The sequence below is a fragment of the Rothia sp. L_38 genome, from assembly GCF_050689125.1.
Classification (GTDB): Bacteria; Actinomycetota; Actinomycetes; order Actinomycetales; family Micrococcaceae; genus Rothia.
In genome coordinates this window covers 33,842-50,261 of sequence record NZ_JBOEQD010000008.1, presented here as the reverse complement: position 1 = coordinate 50,261, position 16,420 = coordinate 33,842, and the positions used below count along the sequence as shown (strand labels likewise).

The following is a 16,420-nucleotide window of genomic DNA, read 5'->3' as shown; positions in this document are numbered from 1 at the left end:
TTAATCTCCTGTCTTCTCTGGGGCGGTGCCCTGCCCGGCGTCCGGTTCTGGGGCCGCTAGCAGGTCGCGGATTTGGGCAGCGGTGAGCTGGGAGGCAAAGAAAGCCCCCTCATCGACCACAGCATCAAAGAGGGCGGCCTTGGACTCCTTGAGTTCCATGACCTTCTCTTCGATGGTGCCCGCCGATACCAGGCGGTAGACCATCACGTTCTTGGTCTGCCCGATGCGGTGCACACGGTCAACGGCCTGCTGTTCGGCAGCCGGGTTCCACCAGGGGTCCATGATGAAGCAGTAGTCGGCGCTGGTCAGGTTCAGGCCGAAGCCGCCTGCCTTGAGGGAGATCAGGAAGACGGGAGCGGTGCCCGACTCGAACTCTTCGAGCAGCTCCCCGCGGTTGCGGGTGGACCCGTCCAGGTAGAGGAAGGGAATCCCTATGTCAGAGAGCCTACCCGCGACCTTCTTGAGGTAGCCGGTGAACTGGCTAAAAATCAGGGCTCGGTGGCCGTCGTGGATAATTTCGGGCAGGTTCTGCTCTAGGTAGTCCAGCTTGGACGACTCCACCCCGGCGTAGCGCTCGGCGTCAATCAGGGTGGCATCCAGCGCCAGGCGGCGCAGGGTGGTGAGGGACTGGAAGATGGTGAAGCGGTTCTTGTCGATGTCTTCCAGCAGGCCCAGGATCTTCTGGCGCTCGCGCTGCAGGTGGGTGTCGTAGGCCCGGCGATGGGCCGGGGCCAGGGGCACATCGATCCGCATATCGGTCTTCTCGGGCAGGTCGGCGGCCACCAGTTCCTTGGTGCGGCGCTTCATGAGCGGACGGATGCGGCGGCGCAGCCTGCCCAGGGCCTTGGTTTCTTCACCGGATTCGATGGGGGTGGCGTAGACGTCCTTGAAAGCGCGGGCGGAGGGGAAGAGGCCGGGGGCGGCGATGGAGAACATGGACCACAGTTCCATGAGGTTGTTCTCCATGGGGGTGCCGGTCACCGCAATCTTGACGCGGGCAGGCAGATCGCGGGCGGCCTGGTGGGCCTTGGTCTTAGCGTTTTTGACGAACTGGGCTTCATCGAGCACCAGCCCCTCGAAAGGTTGCTGGCTGCCCATGTCAAAGTAGTGTTCCTCATCGATGCGGAAGAGGGCGTAGCTGGTCACCACAACGTCGGCTCCGGCGACGGTATCGGCCAGTCGCCGTTTCGACTTTCTCACCGATTCTTCCACCCCCACCACCGTGAGGGAGGGGGCAAAACGCTTGATTTCCCGCACCCAGTTGGGCACCACTGAGGTGGGGGCGACCACCAGGAAGGGGGCGGACGCGCCAGCCCCGGTTTCCGCACCACCCAGCTGACCGGCAGCGTCCTGCCCCTTTTCCTGGGCATGCAGGAAGAGGGCGATGGTTTGCAGGGTCTTGCCCAGGCCCATGTCATCGGCCAGCACGCCGCCTAAGCCGTGCTCCCAGAGGAAGGCTAGCCACTGGTAGCCCTCCACCTGGTAGGGGCGCAGGGTAGCTTGTAAGCCGGTGGGCACCTCGGCGGGGGAGTGGTCATCGAGGTTGAGCAGGGCCGAAACCTGCTCGTCCCAGGCGGCTACGGTCTGGGTTTCGGCGGCGAGCTCTTCGAGCTCCTCCCACAGGCCCACCTGGTGGCGGTTGATTTCGAGCGGCCCGGTTTTATCGGTGAGCTGGGCGGCTTCGCGCAGCAGCTCTTGTAATTTCATGAATTCGGGCCGGTCAAGGGCAAAGTATTGGCCGTTGCCCAGGAGCAGGTGGGTTTGGCCCTTGGCCAGGGCGGCAACGACCTCTGAGAAGGCCACATGCCAGTCCCCAGCCTTGATGGCGACGCCCAGCCCGAACCAGTCGCGGCGGCGGGTGTCGTCCACCGTGACGATAATTTCGGGGGTTTCGTCAAGCTCACGGAACTCAGGTTTCGGGCCCTTGATATCAACCCGCACACCCTCAATCTGCTCGTAGTCGGGCACATAGGTTTCGAGCAGGGTGCGGGTGCCCCAGTTCTCGGTGTAGTGGCGGGTGAAGGGCACGCCGGGGCGAATCTTTTTGACCTCTTTGAGTACCCGGTACTCGTGGGCGGTATCGCGCACATCGGCCCGGTATTCACCGGGGTATCCCAGGGCATCGAGCCTGAGAAAGTCGCTGTCGTCGCCGGTGGGGTTGACCGGGTACTCCCAGTGCCAGGTGGTGTGGGCGGTGAAGGGCGGGCCCGGCTCGTCAAAGGCAATGCTCAGCACCAGGGTGGGCATGCGGACGGCCGGCAGCTCAAGATCTTCGCTGCTCGTTGAGATGGGCAGTGCCCGAGTGAGGGCAGGGTAGTAGTCGGCAAAGAAGGCGGGGACATCGGTAGCCGGAACGGTGACCGGCTCACCGGATACCAGGGACTCGGCAACCGCGTCCAGCGGCTCAGCTAAGGGAATGAGCACCAGCTCGGAGTCGGCGGTGAGCCAGGAAGGACGGTCCGCGGGCGCTACGTCCTCAGCCTGGGCCAGAGCCGAGGGCAGGGTGGACTCCCAGCGGGCAGCGGCCGCAGCCTTCACATAGGTCTCCTGGGCCGCCCCGCCCAGGGCGATAAAGCCCTGCCTGTTATTGCCCAGCTTGTGGGTAAAACTAGCGGGCAGGGTGTAGGCCCCCCAGCGGAGCAGGGGAGTCAGGCGCAGGGCATCGGCGGACGACCCCCGCTCGGGTACCGGTTCAAGGGCCAGTTCAACCTGGGGAGCGCTCGCGATAGTCAGACCGGTTTCTTTGCCGTCTAAGAGGACAGACAGACCCACCTCGCTAGCAGATTCCAGCATCTGCCAGAGCAGGGAAGAATCCACATTCGAGATAGAAGCCCAGTCGCGGTGGGAGGAATAGATGGACTGGGAGCCCCGAATCACCGCGTAAAACTCATTGAACCAGGCCGCGTGCTCGGGGAGCAGGCCGGTTCCCGCCGACCCGGCGGCAGAGCCCGAAAACTTCTCCCAGCTCAAACCGCCCTTAATCCACTTGCCGCGGGCACCCATCATCAGGGGCCGAGCTTCAAGCGATACGCGGGGCGCCCCGATGTTCTTGGTCCACCCGTACTTACCGGGCACCACCAGGCGCAAATCAAGGGCACCGGTCACCCGGTGGTTGCGGCTATCGTAGCTGGGGCGGGCAGCAAGAGAATGGGCCAGGGACCGCCGCCAAGCTGGCAGGGACTGCCCAGCCCGAGCACCGGCGTCCGCCTGCTCATCGGTGCCGGCACTCGCCTGCTCGCCCCGGTGTTCCCTCAGCAGATCTGCAGCCCGCTGCAGGCCCACGGTATCGGCCATCTCCAGGATTTCCTGCACCTTCTCGTCAGCGCTCGCTGTGGTCTTCCAGGTACTTGAGGACGCCGTCATAGCCCGCTTGGCCTTGGCCGTACGGTCGATTGCGGTCAGCATCAGCGCCACCGCATGCTTGCAGTTGTGGGCCACCGGGCAGGAACAGGTCGCCGAAAAAGCATAGGAGCCCGGGGTGACCTCCGCGGGGAAGGCCACCCTCGCGGTGTAGGGGGCAGAACCTGAGCCAGCCACCTGCCCCTCCAGCACTCGCGCCTGCTCGTCATAGGTGTAACGAATGACGTTACCCTCCCGCATATACCGCTGCCCCCGCGTGTAGGCACCAGAGCCCACTTGCCGAATAATGGCGGGGGCTGTCACCGGAATTTCAGGGAAAGAAGTAGACACAGGCGTACCTTCACAACAGAGCAAATACCTAGTCTTCTAGCGTATCGCACCGCCTTACCCGCAGCGCCCACGGGCTGGTTCGTCACAGTAAGAAAAATTTCTGAGACCGGTGTTTACAGAAGCGCCAACAGCGGGTTATGCTTTTACCAGCTTCAAGAGATTCAACTGTCAAGCTCCGACTTTGGTTGAACGCCAACCCCATGTTCACGGGTGGCTCGGATGACGAAGCGGTCTGCATCGCGCATTTCGGCGCTGTTTGGTGCAGGCAAGAGCAAGTTTCGAAAGGAATGCGCACTTTACGCGCAACGACGGCATGTCAAACGCTCGACCTCACGCCCACCGTCCTCACATCACCGTTCAGAAGAACATCTCTGCTGCCTCTGTGCCCGCCCGCGGCGGCTACACCGCAATGAGCATCCAGGACTACACCCGCATCTCCAACGAGCGCAGCGAATTCCTCAACTTCCTGCTGGCCCCTAACCCCAGCGGTATCCCTGCAACTGAGTACGGTGTTCTGAAAGCTGCATGAGCCAGGTAGGTCTGCTTCTCGATTCCGATGTCCTTGCTGAGATCCGCAAGGCCAACCCGCACCCGCAGGTAGTGAACTGCCTGCGCCGCCGCTCCTACCGCACCATGTACATCTCAGTGCTCAGCCTCGGTGAAATCAAGGGTCTTTACCCCTACCCAGAAACCGAACGCTGGCTCGCTGAGCTCATGGACCGCTTCGACTCTCACGTACTAGAAGTCGACGCGAAGGTATCACTGGAGTGGGCCGGACGCCACGCCGAGAAGCACCTCCACCTGGTGGGTGGGCAGCGCCCCGCCCCCCTCGCCACAGCAGCCCTTGAGGGCCTGATGGCTGCCACCGCGACCGTCCACCAGCTTGAGATTATTTCGAGCAAGGCCGAGATTTACAAGTCCTGGGGGGTCCCTGCGGTGGACCCCTGGGAAGACTAGAGCCCGCAACATAGGTTCCACAGGCTCACGCTCGCTGCCGACCCTCTCGCTGGTTCGCTGACGCTCACGAGCGATTCACGCCAGCCGCCGAGCCAGCAGCTTCGCTGTGAGCCTGCGGAACCTTATCTAGTAGTCTCGCGTCCGCGCTATCGCAGCTGCCACCAGCCGGCGGGGTAGTGCCCGTGAGGCTGTAACCGCCAGCTTGTAGGGTAAGGACGGCACACAGATCGGCTTCCCTGCCGTGACTGCGGCGATGCCTTCGGCAACAACCCGTTGGGGGCTCAGCCACAAAAAGTTCGGTAGGCTGGGCTCACCCTGGCCCATAGCGTCGTGGAACTCCGAGCGGGTTAGCCCCGGGCAGAGGGCCGTCACATGGATACCCCGGCCCGAATACTGTAGGTGGGCCGATTCTGAGGCCACCACCAGAAAACGTTTGACCGCCGAGTAGGTGCCTCCGGGGGTAAAAGCTGCCACCGAGGCGACGTTAATAATGCGACCCCGCCCGCGAGGCAGCATGGCAAGAATCGCCGTGTGCATGAGCTGGAGCGGAACCCTAGCCAGCACGTCGACCTGGTCAAGGTGGCGTTCTACGGGTGCTGCATCAAAGCTCTTGCCGAGCCCGAAACCCGCATTATTGACCAGTATCTCAACGGGGTGCTCAACCTGCTGTAGGCGCTCAACCAGGCGGGTGACGTCCTGCTCCACCAGCAAATCGGCAGGGATTACCTCAATGTCTACCGCGAACCTGCCGCGCAGCTGGCCTGCTAGGTTTTCTAGAGCCTCGGCCCGCCGGGCGGTGAGTACCAGGTTGTACCCGGCTTCTGCATACTGGCGGGCGAACTCGGAGCCGATACCTGCTGAAGCACCGGTAATCATCACATACGAAGTTTCACTGCTCATGGCTCCCACTCTACCGCCGGGGCGAGATGGGCCGGTTATCTTCACCGCATTTTCAACCAGGCGATCTAGCTCCTTTATTTTATTAGGGGCTGTAAATGCTACAGCAACTGGTACTACTAAACTCAGGGGGCAGGGGCGTAAGTAGCCCCTGCCCTTGATATATGGAAAGGTTCAGTATTTTCTGCTTTATGCAGTACCGGCTTTCTCTTTCTTAAGTTCTAGAATGGCTTCTGTAAACCCTACGTCAGGATGAGCGGCTCGGTAGGCCTTAATCTCTTCAGGACTGGGATTTTCAAGATGCTTGTATTTCATGAGATCATCCAAAGTTTTATTTGAAGGCATAAAATACAGATAGATTATTAAGGAAGCTGGTAAGGCCGGAATAAGTCTCCATCCTCTAGGGACATCTGTGAGAAGCAGAATGGTCCAGACTGCTACAAGACCCCAAAATATATAGCTTAGATATCTCTTTCTTTGCTCTATCGGTATATTTTTTAAGCGAAACATTTTTCTCTTATTTCCTTGATATTAGAAGAAGCACAGGCCTCCGATAATCCTGTCAGAGATGTTGCAGAAAGGGCTATAGCAGTAGCCAGCGCGATTTTTTTTGCGGTTGCGGTGAAGGGTTTCATTGCGGAATCCTTTGCTTGGCCCAGCGCCTATGCTGGGATAACTGAAAACAGTTACTGTGACTTGGAAGCGATCGCTTAGCTCAAGACTAACCTGTGTAACCAACTTCACGCAATAGATATTTAAAATTTTTTTATAGAAAATTTTAAATAAGGGTAAAGGGTGTGGCCAGGTAGGCCTGCTGAGACTTATCAAAAGAGAAGATGTAGTGCATTCGCGGTGGGTTTGTCGGGGTATCGAGTACAGGGGAACGGAGTTCTTCCCCATGGCTTCGCGAAACATGACATGATGAAAGACGATGAATACCACCGCTCACCCCAAACATTCCCTCCCTATGCCCCTGTGGCTGCAGGGCTCAGTTGAACTTGCCCTCGTGGCGCTGGCCTCCTACCTCACCGTCGTCCTGCTCCTGGTGGCGGTCTGGTACACCAACGGCTTCAACAGCAGCGGTACCCTAGCCGGTGCTGTCTCTGTGGCCGGGCACTTGTGGCTGCTGGTTCACGGCGTGCCCCTGAACATGAATATCCCCGAGCAGGGGGTCTTCTCAGCGGTGACCGGAACCATGAGCCTGGTACCCCTGGGCCTCACTCTGATCCCCCTAGCCCTCTGCTACCGCTCCGGCCGCCGCCTGGCCCGCGCCAGCTACGAGGGCCAGTTCTGGCAGCCCCTGGCCGGTGGTCTTCTCGCCTACGCCGTAGTGGGCGCCGGGGTGAGCCTGCTATCCACCAACGACTTCTTCTCCACCTCGCCCGCTCTCGCGGCCCTGGTACCCCTCTGGGTAGCGGCCCTGGGCATCATCTTGGGCGGGTACGCCGAATCGCGCTCGCTAGCCGCCATGATCGGTGTGAACGCGGCCGACTGGGTGAAAAAATTCAGCCAGTATTCCCGCTGGGCAGGCTCCTACGTCTGGGCCCTGCTGAGGGCGGCCCTGGTGAGCGTACTGGCCTTTGTGGCCGGTGGCGCCCTGCTGCTGGTGGTCACCCTTATCTGGCACTGGGACGACGTCGTCTCCCTTTATCAGACCCTGCACGCTGGTGCCGTCGGCGGCCTAGCCCTAACCCTGCTGCAGCTGGGTCTGCTCGTGAACCTGGTGATCTACTCCATGGCGTGGAGCTCCGGCGCAGGCTTTGCCCTGGGCACCGGCACCTCCGTTGACCTGACCGGCACCAACGTGGGGGTCATGCCCTCCCTGCCGGTGCTGGGGGCGCTGCCGCACGCGTCCGAACCCTGGGGCTACCTGGCCCTTGCCGTGCCCCTAGCCGCCGGTGCCCTGGGTGGCTGGTGGTTCTTCCGCGAAGGCGAAAACCACTTTGACGAGTGGCTTTCCCTCAAGATTCGCTTCCGCTGGCTGTCCTGGCCACTCTCTACCCTGGGGCTTGCCGTCCTGACCCTGCTGCCAACCTTCCTGCTGACCACCCTGCTGGGCTGGGCCGCTAACGGGTCGCTGGGGCTGGGCCGCTTCACGGCTATCGGCCCGCACCCCCTCATCTTTGGGGCTTTCTCTGCCGTGCTGCTGGCGGTTGGCACCATGCTGGGACTGGGCCTGGCTCACCTGCTGGTGCGCGACACCTCCGGTGAACTGGAGCGCTTTGCCCAGGCTAAGCCCACCCGCGAGCAGAAGCGTGCCGCCCGCGCCGAGGCAAAAGCCCAGAAGGCAGTGGCCCGCGCCCAGCGCAAGGCAGAAAAGGCCGGGGCTGACCAGCCGGACGCCGCCCAGCCCGATACCGAGCAGGCCAGTCAAGAGCAGGAAGAGACGGATTCTCAGGACGCCGGGGAAAAGACCCCCGCTGAGGGCGGGTCGGTTGCGGCCTCCAGTGAGAAGGGCGCCGCTGCGCTGGCGCTGGCCCGCATCATGGCTGACCGTGAGCAGACCCAGCCGGCCGAGAGCGACGAGCCCGCCGAGAGCGATGAAGCTGCTACTGACGCTGAGGAAGTAGCGCCTGAAAATGAAGCTGAAGATACCGCATCTGGTGAAGCAGAAGCAGAGACTGCGCCCGAGACTGAAGCTGAAGAACCCGCTGTGCCCTTCCGGCCCGTGGTGAAGCGTCCTAAGTCCCTGCGTGCCCGCCGCCAAAAACGCCTTGAAGAGCTGGCAGAAGGTACGGGCAAGGAAACTGAAGCTCAGTAAAAGATAGATAAAGGTATACCAGGCTCACGCTCGCTGCCGACCCTCTCACCCGGTTCGCTAGCGCTCACAAGGTGATTCACGCCAGCCCCGAGCCAGCAGCTTCGCCGCGAGCCTGGTATACCTCTACTCGAATTAAGACTTAGAAACCTACTGCCCCATGAGCTGCTGCAGCAGGCCGTCGCTCATTTGCGAGGTGCACTGCTGCTGGCGGCTCAGGGTCACAGCCTGCTGCAGGCACTCCGCGTAGGCGATGGTGGCGTCCACAAAAATCAGCTGAACCAGCGCGGCGAAGCCCAAAAAGAGCGACCAGAGCATCACCATGACCATGAGCACCACCGAAAAGGCGGGGAACTTAGCTCCCACCATTTTCACCAGGGTCACCGTGGCAAGAGTGCAGGTCAGCACTGCCAGAGCCGCTGTTACCGCGGCAAACCAGCCCGGGTAGGAGGTGCTAGCCACTGTAGCAACCATCGCCAAAAACGACAGGCGGGACCACACCTTGATATTCTCAAGCACACGGTCAGAGGGCAGCTGGGCAGAAGGACGCACGGTGTCAGACATACCTACCACCTTACCGCGCCCTGCCGCCAGCCTCGAACAGCGCAAACTACCGGTGTCTCAGCATAAAAACGCGGCAGTGTGTTGGCGCTCGCATACGATAAACTTTCCTGTATGCGCATTGTGGTGATGGTGTCCGGATCGGGCACAAATTTACAGTCCATCCTTGACTCCGTGGCAGCCGGCGACCTGAACGCCACGGTCCTGGCCGTGGGCGCCGACAAGCCCTGCCTGGGAATCGAACGAGCAGAGGCCGCCGGAATCGAGACCTTCCTCGTCGAACCTTCCAGCTACGCCACCCGCGAAGCCTGGAACCGCGCCCTGGAAGAAAAAATCGCCAGCTACGGCGCCGACTACATCATCTTCGCCGGCTTCATGCGCATCGTCGACGCCCAGCTCGTTGACCGCTTCAAAAACCGCATCATCAACACCCACCCCGCCCTGCTGCCGTCCTTCCCAGGAGCCCACGGCGTGCGCGACGCCCTTGCCCACGGGGTCAAAGTCACCGGGCTCACGGTGCACCTGGTCGACTCCGGCGTCGACACCGGCCCCATCCTGGCCCAAGCCGCCGTCGACGTCCTCGATGACGACACCGAAGAAACCCTGCACGAGCGCATCAAGGTCAAAGAGCGAGTGCTCCTGGTAGAAACCATCGCCCGCCTGGCCCAAGACCTCAACGGCGAACCCGCCTAACCCACAAGTTTAGCCCCGCACCACGGGGCTGGGCCTAGGGTCGGGGCTCCTTACCAAAACGACTCACACCCACGTAACCACCTGCTGACCCGGCCCAACCCGGCAGCAAAAGAAACGGAGTTAATCTGTGAGTCTCATTGAGCTCGACCGCGTACCGCTCAAGCGTGCCCTCATCTCTGTCTACGACAAGACCGGTCTCGAAGACCTAGCAAAGGGCCTGCACGAAGCCGGCGTCGCTATCGTCTCCACCGGTTCCACCGCCTCCACCATCGCCGCCGCCGGTGTGCCTGTCACCGAAGTCTCCGACATCACCGGCTTCCCCGAATGCTTAGAGGGCCGCGTCAAAACCCTACACCCGCGCGTCCACGCCGGCATCCTGGCAGACCGCCGCAAGCAGGACCACATCGACACCCTCAAAGACATGGACATCGAGGCCTTCGACCTGGTCGTCGTCAACCTCTACCCCTTCGTTGAGACCGTAGCCTCCGGTGCCGACCAGGACGCCATCATCGAAAAAATCGACATTGGCGGCCCCTCCATGGTTCGCGCGGCAGCTAAGAACCACGACGCTGTAGCTATCGTCGTTGACCCTGCCAAGTACAGCCAGGTCGTTGAAGCTGCCAAGGCAGGTGGCTTTAACCTGGCAGAGCGCCGCCGCCTGGCGTCCGCCGCTTTCGCCCACACCGCCGCCTACGACACCGCCGTCGCCACCTGGACCGCAGCCCAGTTCGAGCAGGACGAGGACGCCAACTACTGGCCCCCCTTCGCAGGTCTCGCCTTCGAACGCTCCGAGTCCCTGCGCTACGGCGAAAACCCTCACCAGGCCGGTGCCCTCTACGTTGATCCCGCCGCAACCTCCGGCATTGCCCAGGCAGAACTGCTCGGCGGCAAGGCCATGAGCTACAACAATTACGTTGACGGCGACGCCGCCCTGCGCGCCGCCTACGACTTCGACGAACCTGCCGTTGCCATCATCAAGCACAATAACCCCTGCGGCATCGCCGTTGGCGCAGCAGATGCAGCCGACCCCATCGCCGATGCCCACGCCAAGGCCCACGCCTGCGATCCCCTCTCCGCCTACGGCGGCGTCATCGCAGCCAACCGCGAAGTTACCGCAGCCATGGCAGAAACCGTCAAGGGCATCTTCACCGAGGTCATCATCGCCCCCTCCTATGCCTCCGAAGCCCTGGAGATTCTGCAGACCAAGAAGAACCTGCGTATTCTCCAGCTGCCCGAAGGTTTTGCCCGCGATGCTATCGAATACCGCCAGGTATCCGGCGGCGCCCTCTTCCAGGACGCCGACCGCCTGCACGCCGACGGTGACCGCGTGGAGAACTGGCAGCTGGTTGCCGGTGAGGCCGCCGACGCAGCCACCCTCGCTGACCTCGAATTTGCCTGGAAGGCCCTGCGTTCCGCCAAATCCAACGCCATCCTGCTCGCCAACGACGGAGCTGCCGTCGGCATCGGTATGGGCCAGGTCAACCGCGTTGATTCCTGCCGCCTCTCCGTCGAACGCGCCAACACCCTCGCAGAAGGCGCAGAACGCGCCCGCGGCTCAGTCGCAGCCTCAGACGCCTTCTTCCCCTTCGCCGACGGCCTCCAGGTACTCCTGGACGCCGGCGTCCGCGCAGTCGTACAGCCCGGCGGCTCCATCCGCGATGAAGAGGTCATCGCTGCCGCCAAGGAAGCGGGAGCGACTATGTACTTCACCGGAGCTCGTCACTTCTTCCACTAGGGCTTCCAAACGAGTTAGGTTAGCTTATTCGTGACGAAGATAGGGCAGGCTCATGCTCGCTGCCGACCCTCTCGCAGGTTCGCTGACGCTCACGCGCGATTCACGCCAGCCCCGGAGCCAGCAGCTTCGCTATGAGCCTGCCCTATCTTTTCGGGAACCAAAATGCTTATAAAAGTCCGCCCCTCCACATACGGAGGGGCGGACTTTTATCGTGCTATGTGAAGAACCCTACTGCTGCGCAGCTGCGTCCGAGATGCCGGTGAGGGCTTCAGCGAAGATGCGCTGCACGTCGGTGGGGGAGGAAGCCATATGGGCCTCGCCACCGACGCTCTGGGCGATGGTGGTCAGGGCGTTCATATCCGCGTCCTCAGAGACACCAATCATGATGATGAAGACCGGGTTAGCCGGGTCCTGCTCCGCCTGAATGGTAGAAATCAGTTCTTCCTGGCTAATTGAACCATCATCAAAGTTTTCACCGTCGGTCAGTACAATCACGGCATTTACCGAACCGTAGGCGTAGTTCTCCTTAGCGGAGCGGAAGGCAGCCAGGGTGGTGTCATAGAGGGCGGTGAAGCCGTTGGGGTCAATGGTCGCGGCAATACCCGAGCCAGCCTCCTGTAGGAGCACCCGCTGGGTCTTACCGTCTACGGTTTCTTCAAAGCCACGCACGGGCACCAGCTCCTGGTAGTCAGAAACAGAACCGTCGGGCAGAGTGAGGTCACGAGAGAACTTCCACAGACCCATAGAGTCACGGGCAGGGAAGAGCTGGGAGCCAGCTAGCACAGATTCAACGGTGATATCCATGCGGGACTTATCGGTACCTTCTACCGGCAGCAGCATAGAACCTGACGCATCGAGCACCACCAGAGCGTTCAGCGGCGCAGACTGCAGAGAGTAAGAGGTCCAAACCTGGGTGAGTACATCCTGGTTGCTGGGAGTCAGCTCCGCAAAGCTACCGACGCTGTATTCGCCTTCTAGCTCCTGGCCGTCCGCTGCGCGCAAGCCAGCAGCTGCCAGGGCCTGCTTGCCGTCCTCGCTACCCATGAAGTCGATAATCTGCTGGGCAGCCTCATCGATAGTGGTGTTATTACTGGAGGACGCCTGGTAGAGGGGGTAGTTGAGGGCAAAGGAGCCGTCGCCGGGCACAGTTGCGGTCAGCCCGGAATCTGCGTGGGCTGAGGCATAGGCTGCGTAGTCAGCCTCGGTGACGATTGCGGCGTCCTTGGTGCCATTATCCACATCGGTCAGCAGCTCGGTGGCGCTCTGGGCAGCCTCGGTTACACCGATGCTCTGGGCACGCAGGGCGGTGCCGCCGGTGAGGTCCTCGACGCTGACGGTACCGGCTGATGCCTCAGAGATACCGCCGAGCAGGGCAGCGAAAGCTCCGGGGTCTTCCTTGGGGTCACCCATGCTGACGGTGTTTTCAGCCTTGAGGGCTTCGAGCCAGGTGCCGTAGCTGGTGTTATCTTCTGACACGATGACGCCGGGGGTCTGGGCAAGGGACTCCGCGAGGGGAGTCAGACCGGTGTTAGCTTCGCTCATGGCCAGCTCGGCGCGGGTGGTGGAGTCAGGAATCCAGAGGTTGGTGGTTGCCGTACCGCTGGTTGACTCGGTGAGCACATCACTGGCGGTCTTATCGGTGGTGATGTCGAGGGTGATGCAGGTGTCCTCGTCCACGGGCATAGCCTTCAGCGCTGCTGCCATAGGCTCGGTGGTGGCTACGGTGACGGCCTGGGTGGTTGAGCAGGCCGCCGGAACGGTCTGGCCGCTGGTGGTGGAGGGCTGCTTATCACCGGTGATATTGGTGTACGCAATAGCGCCGCCGCAGAGCAAAATCACGGCTGCAGCGCCGGTTGCAATCCACTTACGGCTGTTCTTCTTCTGCTTTTCAATACGCTCTTGACGGCGTGACTTGGCGTTATTCGCCATGTGACGGTGCCTCTTCCCTAATGCTGTGCGGTGGTGTGGGCGAGTGGGGGTTCCCCGTGAGCAGGTGCGGCTGCAGGGGCGCTCGCTGGGCAGCTACGGTGGGTGGGGTAGTGCCGCTGGTTCGCCCTTTAGTGTAGCAAGAAAGGGCACCTATGGCGGGGTTTGCCGGGGTGGGCGGCGGGCCGCTGTGCTTTAAAATGGGAGGGTGCCGAAAGTCAGTGAAGAGTATATGCGTTCCCGTCGTGCCGAGCTTGTTGAGGCTGCCCGTGCTGTGTTTATGCAGAAGGGGTATCAGCAGGCCTCAATGAGCGAGGTGATTGCGGCCTCGGGCTTATCTGCCGGGGCGATTTATAACCACTTCTCGGGGAAAACCGAGATTATGGCTGCGGCTGCCCGGGTAGACCTCTCTCAGCTTGAGGCGCGCAGCGATGAGCTGCCCTGGGAGTTTGTGGAGCGCTGTCTGGCGACCCTGCAGGCCGATGAGCAGCTGACTCGGTTTTTGGCGATTACCTGGGGAGAGGCCGTGACGGTACCTGAGGTCGCTGAGGTCGTGGACGAACAACTGGGCCTCTTGCGCTCCCGCGTAGTGGCGAGCTACCGGGCCTGGGCTGAGACCGAACTCGATTTTTCCCCCTCGGAGCTAGAAACCTGGTTACAGATGCTGGGCTCGGCAGTCCTGTCTGTGCTCACCGGCTTTGTGGTGCAGGCCAGCACCGTGCGTGACTTTGACGCCGAAAGCTACTTTGAATTTGCCCGCACTATTTTGCGGCAGGCCTAGCCTCCCTTTTTCCTGCGCGGACGCCGGTGAGCAGCTCACCGGCGTCCACCCCCGCTGAGGGGAGGGGAGGGGCAGAAAACCTGAAAATTGTCTCAAATCTGCCGGGGGCAACGGGCACTAGCTAGCTAGGTCACATACACTTAAAAAATAGAGTGCGCTCACACGCGCTACTCGGTTAAAGCATCACGTGATCTTCTGTATCCCCTCGTACAGACAACAGAAGAAACTGATCCACCATACTCAAGGAAGTGGCATGACCAACCTTTCACCCAACGTCACCAACCTGCCCCTGGCTGAGGTAGACCCCGAGGTCGCCGAAGCTATCCAGCACGAGCAGGAACGCCAGCAGAACACCCTCGAAATGATTGCATCCGAGAACTTCGCCCCCCGTGCAGTTCTTGAGGCTCAGGGTTCTGTTTTGACCAACAAGTACGCCGAAGGCTACCCCGGCCGCCGTTACTACGGCGGCTGCGAATTTGTTGACGTGGTGGAGCAGCTGGCAATCGACCGCGCTAAGGCCCTTTTCGGTGCCGACCACGCCAACGTCCAGCCCCACTCCGGTGCCCAGGCCAACAACGCTGTCATGCATGCCCTGCTGACCCCCGGCGATAAGATCATGGGCCTGTCCCTGGCTCACGGTGGCCACCTGACCCACGGCATGAAGCTCAACGTCTCCGGTAAGCTCTACGAAGTCGTCGCCTACGGGGTGGACGAAGAAACCGGCCGCGTGAACATGGACGAGGTCCGTGAGCTGGCCCTGGCTGAAAAGCCCAAGGTTATTATCGCCGGCTGGTCAGCCTACACCCGCCAGCTAGATTTCGCTGCCTTCCGCGAGATTGCCGACGAGATCGGGGCCTACCTCTGGGTTGATATGGCCCACTTTGCTGGTCTGGTAGCAGCTGGCCTGCACCCCAACCCCGTCCCCCACGCCCACGTGGTGTCCTCCACCGTCCACAAGACCCTGGCAGGCCCCCGCTCCGGCTTCATCATGTGTGTTGAAGACCTGAAGAAGAAGATCGACTCGGCGGTCTTCCCCGGCCAGCAGGGCGGCCCCCTCATGCACGCTATCGCCGGTAAGGCCACCGCCTTCAAGATTGCTGCTTCCGACATGTTCAAGGACCGCCAGGCTCGCACCCTCGAAGGCGCCAAGATTCTGGCTGACCGCCTGAACCAGGCCGACATGGCAGAGGCCGGCGTTAAGGTGATCTCCGGTGGCACCGACGTTCACCTGGTCCTGGTCGACCTGCGCGACGCTAAAATCAACGGCCGTGAGGCAGAAGACCTGCTGCACGAAGCCGGTATCACCGTCAACCGTAACGCAGTGCCCAACGACCCCCGTCCGCCCATGGTCACCTCGGGTCTGCGCATCGGCACCCCCGCCCTGGCAACCCGCGGCTTCGATGCTGAAGCCTTCACCGAGGTCGCCGACATCATCGCCGAAACCCTCAAGCCCGGCGTCGACGTCGCAGCCCAGCGTGAGCGCGTCACCGCCCTGTGCGAGAAGTTCCCCCTCTACTCCGGTATCGAGGAGTGGTAAACATGCCGCAGATTCTTGACGGCACCGCTACCGCCGCCCAGATTAAGAGCGAGCTCGCCGAGCGCGTAGCTACCCTGAAAGACAAGGGTGTTACCCCCGGTCTGGCGACCGTGCTGGTGGGAGATGACCCCGCTTCCCGCTCCTACGTGGGCGGTAAGCACCGCGACTGCGCCGAGGTTGGCATTGCCTCCATCAAGGTGGAGCTGCCCGAGACCATCAGCCAGGAAGAGCTTGAAGCTGAGCTCGAAAAACTGAACAACGACCCGGCCTGCACCGGCTACATCGTTCAGCTGCCCCTGCCCAAGCACATCGATACCAATCGAGTTCTTGAGAAGATTGCCCCCGAGAAGGACGCCGACGGCCTGCACCCCATGAACCTGGGCCGCCTCGTCCTCAATGTGGATGAACCCCTGAACTCGCCCCTGCCCTGCACCCCTAACGGTGTGATTGAGCTGGTGGAGCGCCACGGTATTTCGTGGAAGGGTAAGAAGGTTGCTGTGTTGGGCCGCGGTATTACCGTGGGCCGCCCCCTTGGCCTGCTGCTGACCCGCAAGGACGTCAATTCCACCGCCACCCTGGTGCACACCGGCACCGAGGACGTCAGTGCAGCCCTGCGCGATGCCGATATCATCGTGGCCGCCGTGGGTGTTGCCCACGCCGTGAAGGCTGACCAGGTCAAGGACGGGGCTATCCTGCTCGATGTTGGTGTCTCCCGTATCGAGGACCCCGAGACCGGCAAGAAGAAGCTGACCGGCGACATCTCACCCGAGGCCGCAGCTAAGGCCAGCTGGTACTCACCCAACCCCGGCGGCGTTGGCCCCATGACCCGCGCTATGCTGCTGGTCAACGTGGTAGAAACCGCAGAACGCCAGGCCGCCTAAGCCT

13 protein-coding genes and 1 riboswitch are annotated in these 16,420 nt (G+C 61.7%); of the genes, 8 read left to right on the top strand and 5 right to left on the bottom strand.

The window, feature by feature from the left end:
- Nucleotides 1-3,690 (bottom strand): SNF2-related protein, encoded by a 3,690-nt coding sequence (locus ACRCJM_RS07460; RefSeq protein ID WP_431464415.1) that lies wholly within the window; start codon nucleotides 3,688-3,690, stop codon nucleotides 1-3.
- A 150-nt stretch (nucleotides 3,691-3,840) separates the two neighbouring features.
- A riboswitch (SAM riboswitch) is annotated at nucleotides 3,841-3,968 on the top strand.
- A gap of 35 nt (nucleotides 3,969-4,003) precedes the next feature.
- Between ACRCJM_RS07460 and ACRCJM_RS07455 the strand changes: the two genes are divergently transcribed.
- Both ACRCJM_RS07455 and ACRCJM_RS07450 read left to right on the top strand, forming a co-directional pair.
- Nucleotides 4,004-4,219 carry a nuclease PIN gene (locus ACRCJM_RS07455; protein WP_083091505.1) on the top strand — a complete coding sequence of 72 codons (216 nt, stop codon included), beginning with the start codon at nucleotides 4,004-4,006 and terminating at the stop codon, nucleotides 4,217-4,219.
- Nucleotides 4,216-4,647 carry a plasmid stabilization protein gene (locus ACRCJM_RS07450; RefSeq protein WP_431464414.1) on the top strand — a complete coding sequence of 144 codons (432 nt, stop codon included), beginning with the start codon at nucleotides 4,216-4,218 and terminating at the stop codon, nucleotides 4,645-4,647. The genes ACRCJM_RS07455 and ACRCJM_RS07450 overlap by 4 nt, the downstream gene beginning before the upstream one ends.
- Nucleotides 4,648-4,773: 126 nt before the next feature.
- Here the strand turns inward: ACRCJM_RS07450 and ACRCJM_RS07445 are convergent, their stop codons facing one another.
- Together ACRCJM_RS07445 and ACRCJM_RS07440 are read right to left on the bottom strand one after the other, a co-directional pair.
- The gene (locus tag ACRCJM_RS07445) at nucleotides 4,774-5,547 is read right to left on the bottom strand and encodes an SDR family NAD(P)-dependent oxidoreductase (protein WP_431464413.1); all 774 of its coding nucleotides are present in this window, start codon (nucleotides 5,545-5,547) and stop codon (nucleotides 4,774-4,776) included.
- 186 nt (nucleotides 5,548-5,733) lie between these two features.
- Nucleotides 5,734-6,054: a hypothetical protein gene (locus ACRCJM_RS07440; protein WP_431464412.1), complete on the bottom strand. Its 321-nt coding sequence runs from the start codon at nucleotides 6,052-6,054 to the stop codon at nucleotides 5,734-5,736.
- 421 nt (nucleotides 6,055-6,475) lie between these two features.
- Between ACRCJM_RS07440 and ACRCJM_RS07435 the strand changes: the two genes are divergently transcribed.
- Nucleotides 6,476-8,305 carry a cell division protein PerM gene (locus ACRCJM_RS07435; RefSeq protein WP_431464411.1) on the top strand — a complete coding sequence of 610 codons (1,830 nt, stop codon included), beginning with the start codon at nucleotides 6,476-6,478 and terminating at the stop codon, nucleotides 8,303-8,305.
- Between the two features lie 147 nt (nucleotides 8,306-8,452).
- Here the strand turns inward: ACRCJM_RS07435 and ACRCJM_RS07430 are convergent, their stop codons facing one another.
- Nucleotides 8,453-8,866, bottom strand: a complete 414-nt coding sequence (locus tag ACRCJM_RS07430) for a hypothetical protein (RefSeq protein ID WP_377125982.1) — start codon at nucleotides 8,864-8,866, stop codon at nucleotides 8,453-8,455.
- A gap of 111 nt (nucleotides 8,867-8,977) precedes the next feature.
- Here ACRCJM_RS07430 and purN point away from each other — a divergent pair, with 111 nt between their 5' ends.
- Nucleotides 8,978-9,556, top strand: a complete 579-nt coding sequence (gene purN, locus ACRCJM_RS07425; protein WP_431464410.1) for a phosphoribosylglycinamide formyltransferase — start codon at nucleotides 8,978-8,980, stop codon at nucleotides 9,554-9,556.
- A 127-nt stretch (nucleotides 9,557-9,683) separates the two neighbouring features.
- The gene (gene purH / locus ACRCJM_RS07420; RefSeq protein WP_431464409.1) at nucleotides 9,684-11,291 is read left to right on the top strand and encodes a bifunctional phosphoribosylaminoimidazolecarboxamide formyltransferase/IMP cyclohydrolase; all 1,608 of its coding nucleotides are present in this window, start codon (nucleotides 9,684-9,686) and stop codon (nucleotides 11,289-11,291) included.
- 228 nt (nucleotides 11,292-11,519) lie between these two features.
- Here the strand turns inward: purH and ACRCJM_RS07415 are convergent, their stop codons facing one another.
- Complete coding sequence (locus ACRCJM_RS07415; protein WP_237222383.1) at nucleotides 11,520-13,220, bottom strand: substrate-binding domain-containing protein; 1,701 nt, start codon at nucleotides 13,218-13,220, stop codon at nucleotides 11,520-11,522.
- Nucleotides 13,221-13,449: 229 nt separating this feature from the next.
- Here ACRCJM_RS07415 and ACRCJM_RS07410 point away from each other — a divergent pair, with 229 nt between their 5' ends.
- The 3 genes from ACRCJM_RS07410 to ACRCJM_RS07400 all read left to right on the top strand — a co-directional run bounded on the left by ACRCJM_RS07410 (nucleotide 13,450) and on the right by ACRCJM_RS07400 (nucleotide 16,416).
- On the top strand, nucleotides 13,450-13,998 hold the full coding sequence (locus ACRCJM_RS07410) for a TetR/AcrR family transcriptional regulator (RefSeq protein WP_431464408.1): 549 nt from the start codon (nucleotides 13,450-13,452) through the stop codon (nucleotides 13,996-13,998).
- A 253-nt stretch (nucleotides 13,999-14,251) separates the two neighbouring features.
- Nucleotides 14,252-15,535 carry a serine hydroxymethyltransferase gene (gene glyA, locus ACRCJM_RS07405; protein ID WP_431464407.1) on the top strand — a complete coding sequence of 428 codons (1,284 nt, stop codon included), beginning with the start codon at nucleotides 14,252-14,254 and terminating at the stop codon, nucleotides 15,533-15,535.
- 2 nt (nucleotides 15,536-15,537) lie between these two features.
- The gene (locus ACRCJM_RS07400; RefSeq protein ID WP_431464406.1) at nucleotides 15,538-16,416 is read left to right on the top strand and encodes a bifunctional methylenetetrahydrofolate dehydrogenase/methenyltetrahydrofolate cyclohydrolase; all 879 of its coding nucleotides are present in this window, start codon (nucleotides 15,538-15,540) and stop codon (nucleotides 16,414-16,416) included.
- The last annotated feature ends 4 nt before the right edge of the window (nucleotides 16,417-16,420 follow it).